This is a genomic window from Paraburkholderia sediminicola, from assembly GCF_046026895.1.
In the GTDB taxonomy this organism is placed as follows: domain Bacteria; phylum Pseudomonadota; class Gammaproteobacteria; order Burkholderiales; family Burkholderiaceae; genus Paraburkholderia; species Paraburkholderia sediminicola_C.
Genome location: NZ_JAQQEU010000031.1, coordinates 83,305 through 91,574, shown reverse-complemented (window position 1 = coordinate 91,574; position 8,270 = coordinate 83,305). Strand labels below are relative to the sequence as shown.

Genomic DNA, 8,270 nt, shown 5'->3' with positions numbered 1-8,270 from the left:
CGTCACGCATCACTTGATGCGCATTCTGCGCCGCAGGCTTTCGCATAAGACCGGATCACATCGCGCACCTTGCTGCGCACGATGCTTTCAGGAGATCCGTCGATCGCGCCGCGTCGCACTTCCCAATACTGCGTCGGCAAAAACTGACCGAGCAGGTTTTCGGGAATCGTCACGTTCGCCAGGTTGCTCAAGAGCTTGCGCGCGGCCGCATCGATCTCGGGATCGGCCCAGTAATAACGCACGCGATCGCTGTAGCTATAAGTGCGCAGCAGGCGCATCGTGCGTGCGTCGCCATGATAGTACTTCTCCCAGTTGCCCGGACGACGCAGCATCACCGCCTCAACCACGTTGCGCAGCGCCGAGCGGTCGCTGTCAGGCAGCAGGTCTGGCAGCAGCGCGGCTTCGATATCGGCGAGGGCGTACAGCGCTTCGCGCAAGGCGAAAGTGACGCCCGGTCCGACTTTGAGGATCGCGAAGCCGTCGCGCACTAATGCATCGAGCGCTTCGGGCTTCTGGTAGTCGGTCGAGTGCGCTTCGAACACCATCCCGGGCATGTCCTTCAGCGCGTGCGACAGACCCGTCGCGAGCTCCGGGCGGTAGTCGATCACTTTCGTATGATCGAACTCGACGCCCGGTTGCACGACCAGAGCAATCACGCGCTGCCACGCGTCGTCGAGCTTGCGCGCGCGCCACGCTTCCCGATGCACCGCGACGGTTTCGAGCGCCGCCTCGCGGCTCGTCACGTCGACGGTATTGAGCGTTTCGCTCGCGCCGCCCGGCACCGGCACTTCGGTGCCGACCACGTAGACCGGCGCTTTGCCGATGGCGAGGCGCGCCGCAGCGGCTTCGGCAACCGCGCACAAACGCGCGGCGCGCTCAGCCACCACGCTGTCGGACAGCCGCTCGGGATCGCCGCCGCACGCCATGCTGGTGTCGAGGTGAATCTTCGTGTAACCAGCGGACACGTACGCGTCGATCAACGCCTCGGCGCGCGTCATCGCTTCTTCCGCGGGCAGGCTGCGCCACGCGTTCGGTCCGAGATGGTCGCCGCCGAGAATCAGGTGCTCGCGAGCGAAGCCGACGTCGTCGGCGATCGACTGGACGAAGCGGACGAAGTCCGCCGGCTTCATGCCGGTGTAGCCGCCGAACTGATCGACCTGGTTCGACGTCGATTCGATCAACAGCGGCGTGCCGTCTTCGCGGGCCTGTTCCATCGCGGCGGCCAGCACCCACGGGTGCGCCGAACAGATCGAATAGATTCCCCTGAGCGACGCCGCGGCCGGATGACCGTTCGACAGACGCGCGACGATATCAGACATGGTGAATCTCCGTGTTCGCGATGAATTCATCGAGTTCGGCGAGCGTGGCGGTGCCTTCCATCGGACCGCGCACGGTGACCGCGCGCGCGCCGCTCGCGCAGGCGTAGCGCAATGATTGTTCGACGCTCATTGCCTGCGACCAGCACGCGATATACGTCGCGCCGAAGCAGTCGCCCGCGCCGGTCGGATCGACCTCGTCGACCACGAATGCGGGCAGGTGAATCTCGCGCGCGCCGTCGTAATAGCTGCAGCCGTCCTTGCCGCGTTTGACGATGACTTCCCGCACCCCGCGTTCGAGTAGTTCGTCGATCGCCGCACGCTCCGAACTCGCGCTCGCCAGCAGGGTCACTTCGTGGCCGCTTGGCAGGAAAACGTCGGTGTAGTCGAGGATGAAATCGAGCGCCTCGCGCATCTCGGGAATGCGCAGCATCTCTTTGCGGATGTTCGGATCGAAGCTGACCGTGCCGCCCTGTCCCTTGACCGTTTCGATCATCTTCTTCATGGCTTCGATGATCCGGAACGAGAACAGCGACGAGCCCATCACATGGAAATGACTGCAGTCCTTCAGCTGTTCGTCGCGGATATTCGCAACCGAAAAGCGTGCCGACGCGCTGTTCGTGATGTTGAAGATGAAGTCGCGCTCGCCGTCCTGGCGATACGTGACGAACGCGCTGCCGGTCGTCGCACCCTTGATCACCGCGATGCCGGACACGTCCACGCCATCATGGCGCAGGCGTTCGACGTTCAGCGTGCCGAAATCGTCGTCGCCGACGCAGCCGATCATCGCGCAGCGGCTGCCCATGTGTGCGACCTGGTCGATGAAGATGGCGGGCGCACCGCTCGCATACGGGCCGATCAGCGTGCCGGGCTGGCGGAACGACTGGCCGCGCTCGGTTGCCATGATCTCGACGAGAATCTCGCCCATCGTCAGGATGGCGCCGCCGGTTCTGGCGGAAGGTTTTTCCAGATCACGCATGGCGTTTCTTCGTTTGAACATCGATGCAGACGGCGACGAGAATCACGACGCCCTTCACGATGAGTTGGTAGAAATAGGGGACGCTCAGCAGGTTCATGCCGTTGTTGATCACGCCAATGATCAACGCGCCGATCAGGGTGCCCATGATGGTGCCGTAGCCGCCGCTCAGGCTGGTGCCGCCAAGCACGGCCGCGGCGATCGCGTCGAGCTCGTAGCCCATCCCGGCGTTCGGTTGCGCGGAATAGAGGCGCGAGGTCATCAGCACGCCGCCGATGCTCGCCATCAGCCCGGAAATCATGAAAATGCCGATCCGCAGGCGGTTGACGTTGATGCCCGAATACAGCGCGGCCTCCCGATTGCCGCCGGCGAGATACGCCTTGCGGCCGAACACGGTGCGCGACAGCACGAAATGGTTGATCAGCAGAAGCGCCGCGAGCACCCAGATCGGAAACGCGATGCCGAGCAGCGTGCCGTTGCCGAGCGCGGCGAAGCGGTCGTCGTCGACGGAAATCGGCAAGCCGTTCGAGGTGATATACGCGAAGCCGCGAAACACGCCCATCGTCGCGACGGTCACGATGAACGACGGGATCGTCAGCATCGCCGAGAGCGCGCCGTTGATCCAGCCGAGCACGAGTCCCGCGAGCATCGCGGCGAGCACCGCGAACGCCGGATGCAGGCCGTGCTGCATCGCGTATGCGGCGATCCCGCCGACCAGCGCCATCACCGCGCCGACCGACAGGTCGATATCGCCGAGCAGCAGCACGTAGGTCATGCCGAAGCCGAGGATCGCGATGATCGACACTTGCATCACGATGTTCAGCAGGTTGTTCAGCGCCAGAAAATTTGACGACAGCAGCGCGAACAGCACGCACAGCGCAATCAGCCCGCAGACGATCCCGCCATAGTGCCGCACGAGCCGCGACACTGTTCCCCGGCCGGCCGGCGTGCCGCGCTGGCCGCCGTCCTGGCCGGTTTGCTGATCCGCGTGAAGAGAGGTGGATTTCATGACTGCATGGCTCCCGTTGCATACGACATCACGGTTTCAGGCGTGAGCCCGGCCGTGTCGAACTGTTTGACGATCCGTTTCTCGCGCATCACCGCGAGGCGGTCGCTCATCGCGAGCGCCTCGGGCAATTCGGACGACACCAGCACGATGGCGGTGCCCGCCGCGGCGAGTTCGCGAATCACGCGATAGATTTCGAATTTCGCGCCGACATCGACACCACGGGTCGGCTCGTCGAGGATCAGCAGTTTCGGCTTCAGCGCGAGCCATTTGGAGAACACGACTTTCTGCTGATTGCCGCCGCTCAGATCGCCCACGCGTTGATAGGGGCCGTGCGCCTTGATGTTCATCCGCGTCATCGCGCTGGCGGTCTGGTCGTCTTCGAAGCGGCTTCGCAGAATGCCGAAGCGCGAGCCTTTGCGCTCGAAGCTGGCCATCGTCACGTTTTGCGCGATCGAGTGCATCAGCACGAGGCCCTGGTGCTTGCGATCTTCGGTGACGAAGGCGATGCCGGCGGAGATCGCATCTTCGGGCGAACGCAACGTCAGGGGTTTGCCGTTCATCACGATCTCGCCTTGCGTACGGCCGATGCCGAACAGCGCGTTCATCACGTCGGAACGCCCCGCGCCGATCAACCCAAAGAAGCCGACTATCTCGCCTGGATGCACGTCGAACGAGATGTCGTGGAACCGGGCGTCGAGCGTCAGGTTGCGAACTTCGAGCAGGGCCTTTTCACCCCGTACGTACGGCGCGGCGCGACGCGGATAGACGTCGCTCATTTCGCGGCCGACCATCAATGCGATCAGCGCGCCGATGGTTGTGTCGGTCTTGTTTTCGGTGGTGATGTAGCGGCCGTCGCGCATCACCGAGATGTCGTCGGAGATGCGCATGATTTCGTCCATCCGGTGCGAGATGTAGACAATCGCCTTGCCCCGCGCCTTCAGTTTCATCACGATGTCGAACAGCAGGTCGGCGTCGCGGTCGGAGAGCGACGACGTCGGTTCGTCCATGATCACGAGGTCGGCGTCGCGGCTCAATGCCTTGGCGATTTCGACCAGTTGCCGCTCGGCCATCGACAGTCGCGCCACCGGCGCGGCCGGGTCGATCGGAATGCCGAGTTCATCGAGCAGTTCGCGCGTGCGGCGCCTCAACTGCCGGAAATCGACGACGCCGAAATGCCGGGGCTCGTGCCCCGCGAAGATGTTCTCCGCCACGCTCAGATTCGCGGCGAGGCTGAGTTCCTGATAGATGATCGACACGCCGGCGTGCTGCGCGTCGGCGGGTCGGCTGAACACGACCGGCGCACCGTTGAGCAGCAGTTCGCCGCGCGTGGGCTGGTACACGCCCGCGAGGATTTTCATCAGCGTGGATTTGCCCGCGCCGTTCTCGCCGAGCAAGGTATGCACGCGGCCGCGCCGCAGCTTGAGCGAGACCTCCTTGATCGCCTCGACCGGCCCGAACGACTTGGCGATGCCGCGCAATTCGAAGAGCGGCGCCAGCGCGCTCGCGCCGTCGTGGCCGGCCACCGGGCTTGCGCCCGATGCGCCGCTCGATGGCGCTGGCTGAACCGGCCCGGGCCGGCGTGCATCGGCGCGCGCGTTCATTTTGCGGCTTGTTGCGCGTTTTCATGCAGATAGACACCCGGCGTCACGGGAATCGTTTTCGCGACCGCCTGCTTGCCCGCGACCTTGACGGCGGTATCGACCGCAAGCGCGCCCATCTTCTCCGGATACTGACGGATCACGCCGACGAAGTTCGGGTTCTTGTCCACGGCCGCGCGTGCTTCGGGCATCCCGTCGAAGCCGATCACCTTGATGTGATTGCCCGCCGATTTACCGGCTACGGCCGCGGCCATCGCCGCATCGTCGCCGAAACCGAAAATGCCGTCGAGGTCGGGATGCGCCTGCAACATGTTTTGCGCGGCGCTCAATGCGTCGGCCCGCGTGATGCCCGGCTGCACGGCGACGACCTGAACACCCGGACAGGCGCCCAGTGCCTTCTTGAAGCCGTTCACGCGATCGATCACCGACTGGATCGTCGGGTAGTCGATGATGCCGACCTTGCCCTTGCCGCCGAGCACCTTGCACATCAACTGCCCCGCGCTCTGGCCGCCCGCATAGTTGTCGGTGGCGATGTGCGACGCGACTTCGACGCCTTGCGCCTGAATGTCGACGGTGATCACCGGAATGCCGGCGTGCTGGGCCGTGAGCACGGCCGCCTTCACGCCCTTCGAGTCCACCGGCGACAGCACGATGACGTCGACCTTGCGCGTCACGAAGTCCTGCACGTCGGCGATCTGCTTGCTCAGATCCTGGTTCGCAATCGAAATATCGAGTTGCGCGTGATCCTTCGCCGCTTCCTGCTTCATCGCGTCGGCCAGCGCGACGTAAAACGGATGCTGCTGCGTCAGCAGAGATACGCCGATTTTCACGTCGGCGGCGTGGGCGGCGGGCGATGCGGCGATCAGCGTCGCGGTGGCGATCGTCGACAGCATCGCCATGAATGAGGTGCGCTTGGTCATGGTGTCTCTTCCTTTGATTGGATCAATGCGTGGCTTGACGGAATTCGAGAATTCCGTTTTCTCGTCGGTATAAGTCCAGTTGCTTGGCGGGAAACAGGTCCATCGTCGGCGGGTCGATGCCGTCGTCGATCACGACGACGTCGAGGTCGGCGAGATTGCAGAACACATGGCCGTCGCGTTCGGACAAACGCGGTTGCCACGCGACCACGACGCTGCGGGTCGCGGCGACGGTCGCGGCCCGGAACACGCGCGCGAGGGCCGGGTCGGCGCACAACAGGTTGCCGTCGGCGTCGAGTCCGGAGGCTTCGAGAATGCATAGATCGAGCGAGCGCGCCTTGACCGAGCGTTCGGCATCCGGGCCGGTCAGCACGGTGTTGTTCTGGTCGAGATGGCCGCCGGTCAGTTGCAGTTCGCAATGGATGAAGCGCTGCGCCGTTTGCGCCATCGCGATGTCGTTGAGGAGCAACGCGAGGTTGGTGCGATCCGACAGAAGCGGCAGCAGCTTGTGGACGATCGCGCCTGCGCCGAGCATCACCGACGCGTAGTCGCCCACCGACTCGGCCGCGAGCCGCGCGACCGACATTTCGCCGGCCTTGCGGGCTGCGACATCCGACAGCGGCGTCAATACGCTTTCGTCGGGACGCTGCGCGAGGTAGCGCGCCTTGCCGAACGAGCGCACCAGATAGCGCTGTTCTTCGAGATACGTCAGATCGCTGCGGATCGTCACGCTGGAGACGTCGAACGCCTGGCTCAGTTCTTCAACCGACACTTCGCCGCGCTTGCGAACCATCTCGACAATCTGCAGCCGTCGCTTCAGTGAACTCTTGCTCGCCAGCATGTCTCCGCTCTTCAAGTGATGACTTTCGTTTCGAAGGAGTTTAGTTTCGAAACGAAAGTTGGTCAACGGATTCAGCATCCGAGGACATCAAGGTTTTCCCTGGCCATCGAACTGAGCGAGTTGGGGGGAGACGTTTCGGCGGCGGAGTGGGGGCGTCGGAGTTTTTTAGGGCCGGTCCTCCAGTAGGCCGGGGCGCCGGACCGTAAAGATTGGTCGCGCCGCGCCGTTACCCACTGATGACTGACCAACACGACCGCTTCCCCGACGAAGCTTTCCCGCCCGAACTGGAAGCCTTCGCTTTTTGCGCGATGGTCGACGCGATCCGCAAAGCTCAGGGGCGCGAAGACCCGGCATCATTCGAAGCAGGGTCGCTGGAAAGAGCGCGGGCGGAGATTGATTTGATCGTCGACACCCTGCGGATGATCGGCATCGATCCTGATGATGATGAGCGGCAATGAGGCCGGTGCGAGGCGAGAGGGCTCGACCGTGATCCATGCACGCGGGGCTCCTCCGAAATGCCAGGACGTCCCGCTCACACATGCATACGTGCGAGGCAATACCGTCAAGTTCTACGACTGGCTGGAAGCAGCGGAGGTCAGGACCCTGCCGAAAGGCCTGCGAACTGGATCTGCGGTGATTGCCATACCGGTAGTCTGGGTCCGGTGGCCAATGCGGGAGGCAATGTCCGGTCCAGATTCGCGATCTGGACCAGACGGTGATCGGCAACCCACTCACTTCATGCGTCACCCACTCTGAACGCGTTGACTCGGTTCAGGCGATCACGCGGACATAAGGTTGCGACAACGCCTTCGACGACCTGATCAGGTCTTCCAGCATCATCGCGCGCTTGTCCGGATTCGTGTCCCGGCTGGTCATGAAGCAGAGCGCCGCGACGGGGAGACCCGCGCGGTCACGGATAGGCGCCGCCATGCAGAGTCGAAAAGTGTGGGATAGACCTTCGGTGCAACAGTATCCCTGCTCAGCGGCCCGCTCGACATCTGACAGAAAGTCCCGGAAATCAATGTGTCTGCCGTTGTCGAGGATAAAGTCTTCGTCCGGGATCAAGCTGCGAATTTCCTCCGCCCGCATATGGGCGAGCAGCAGACGGCCCGAAGCGGTCCATGGAATCGGCACCTTCACGCCGATGTCGGAACTGATATTGAATGGTCGCGAGCTGTTCTCCGACAGAACCACGGTGTACTTGTTGCCTTCGAGCATGCACAACTGCGCGGTTTCGTCGTGCGTCCGGACGAGCGCGAGGATCGCCTGGTGGGCGCGGCTGATCAGATCGTTATGGACGGCGTAGTCGGAGCCGTAGTAATGCATCTCGCGGCCGAAAAACACGCTCCCGTCCGCCGTTGTCTCGAGCCATCCGGCTTCAGTGAGCATGGTGACCAGTTCGTAAATACTCGAGCGCGGCGCGCCGGTCGCTTCAATCAGTTCGCGCATCGCCATCGGACGCCGCGCGATATGCAACTGCTTGAGAATGCCGATGACGCGGTCAACTCCCCTGGCCCTCGATGATTCTGGTGCGGACATTCCTTGAACTCCGTCGGCGATAGGGATCGCGATCTATTTTTGGGTGACGCGAGTTTAGCGCGTAAAGGACGACG

8 protein-coding genes and 1 pseudogene are annotated in these 8,270 nt (G+C 63.3%); 2 read left to right on the top strand and 7 right to left on the bottom strand.

The window, feature by feature from the left end; all coding sequences use genetic code 11:
* Positions 1 to 2: 2 nt before the first annotated feature.
* From PQR02_RS21875 to PQR02_RS21850, 6 genes are read right to left on the bottom strand one after another with little or no spacing between them, the layout of a single operon-like run.
* The gene (locus PQR02_RS21875; protein ID WP_408235670.1) at positions 3 to 1,319 is read right to left on the bottom strand and encodes a D-tagatose-bisphosphate aldolase, class II, non-catalytic subunit; all 1,317 of its coding nucleotides are present in this window, start codon (positions 1,317 to 1,319) and stop codon (positions 3 to 5) included.
* Complete coding sequence (locus tag PQR02_RS21870; RefSeq protein WP_408235667.1) at positions 1,312 to 2,295, bottom strand: tagatose kinase; 984 nt, start codon at positions 2,293 to 2,295, stop codon at positions 1,312 to 1,314. Before PQR02_RS21870 ends, PQR02_RS21875 begins: the two co-directional genes overlap by 8 nt.
* The gene (locus PQR02_RS21865) at positions 2,288 to 3,301 is read right to left on the bottom strand and encodes an ABC transporter permease (RefSeq protein WP_408235664.1); all 1,014 of its coding nucleotides are present in this window, start codon (positions 3,299 to 3,301) and stop codon (positions 2,288 to 2,290) included. The genes PQR02_RS21870 and PQR02_RS21865 overlap by 8 nt, the downstream gene beginning before the upstream one ends.
* Positions 3,298 to 4,902, bottom strand: coding sequence for a sugar ABC transporter ATP-binding protein (locus PQR02_RS21860; RefSeq protein ID WP_408235661.1), 1,605 nt, complete (start codon positions 4,900 to 4,902; stop codon positions 3,298 to 3,300). Before PQR02_RS21860 ends, PQR02_RS21865 begins: the two co-directional genes overlap by 4 nt.
* A complete protein-coding gene (locus PQR02_RS21855; RefSeq protein ID WP_408235658.1) occupies positions 4,899 to 5,819 on the bottom strand; it encodes a substrate-binding domain-containing protein in 921 nt (306 codons plus the stop codon). The genes PQR02_RS21860 and PQR02_RS21855 overlap by 4 nt, the downstream gene beginning before the upstream one ends.
* A gap of 22 nt (positions 5,820 to 5,841) precedes the next feature.
* Positions 5,842 to 6,672 carry a DeoR/GlpR family DNA-binding transcription regulator gene (locus PQR02_RS21850; protein ID WP_408235656.1) on the bottom strand — a complete coding sequence of 277 codons (831 nt, stop codon included), beginning with the start codon at positions 6,670 to 6,672 and terminating at the stop codon, positions 5,842 to 5,844.
* Between the two features lie 221 nt (positions 6,673 to 6,893).
* Here PQR02_RS21850 and PQR02_RS21845 point away from each other — a divergent pair, with 221 nt between their 5' ends.
* The gene (locus PQR02_RS21845; protein WP_408235653.1) at positions 6,894 to 7,115 is read left to right on the top strand and encodes a hypothetical protein; all 222 of its coding nucleotides are present in this window, start codon (positions 6,894 to 6,896) and stop codon (positions 7,113 to 7,115) included.
* Positions 7,116 to 7,150: 35 nt separating this feature from the next.
* Positions 7,151 to 7,387: pseudogene (locus PQR02_RS21840) on the top strand (DUF2252 family protein); the annotation flags it as partial.
* Positions 7,388 to 7,428: 41 nt separating this feature from the next.
* Here the strand turns inward: PQR02_RS21840 and PQR02_RS21835 are convergent.
* Complete coding sequence (locus PQR02_RS21835) at positions 7,429 to 8,196, bottom strand: IclR family transcriptional regulator (protein WP_408235650.1); 768 nt, start codon at positions 8,194 to 8,196, stop codon at positions 7,429 to 7,431.
* Positions 8,197 to 8,270 lie beyond the last annotated feature (74 nt).

Excerpts from the sequence above, each read along its gene's own strand:
- PQR02_RS21875 (WP_408235670.1), bottom strand. The coding sequence starts at position 1,319 with ATGTCTGATATCGTCGCGCGTCTGTCGAACGGTCATCCGGCCGCGGCG.
- PQR02_RS21870 (WP_408235667.1), bottom strand. The coding sequence starts at position 2,295 with ATGCGTGATCTGGAAAAACCTTCCGCCAGAACCGGCGGCGCCATCCTG.
- PQR02_RS21865 (WP_408235664.1), bottom strand. The coding sequence starts at position 3,301 with ATGAAATCCACCTCTCTTCACGCGGATCAGCAAACCGGCCAGGACGGC.
- PQR02_RS21860 (WP_408235661.1), bottom strand. The coding sequence starts at position 4,902 with ATGAACGCGCGCGCCGATGCACGCCGGCCCGGGCCGGTTCAGCCAGCG.
- PQR02_RS21855 (WP_408235658.1), bottom strand. The coding sequence starts at position 5,819 with ATGACCAAGCGCACCTCATTCATGGCGATGCTGTCGACGATCGCCACC.
- PQR02_RS21845 (WP_408235653.1), top strand. The coding sequence starts at position 6,894 with ATGACTGACCAACACGACCGCTTCCCCGACGAAGCTTTCCCGCCCGAA.
- PQR02_RS21835 (WP_408235650.1), bottom strand. The coding sequence starts at position 8,196 with ATGTCCGCACCAGAATCATCGAGGGCCAGGGGAGTTGACCGCGTCATC.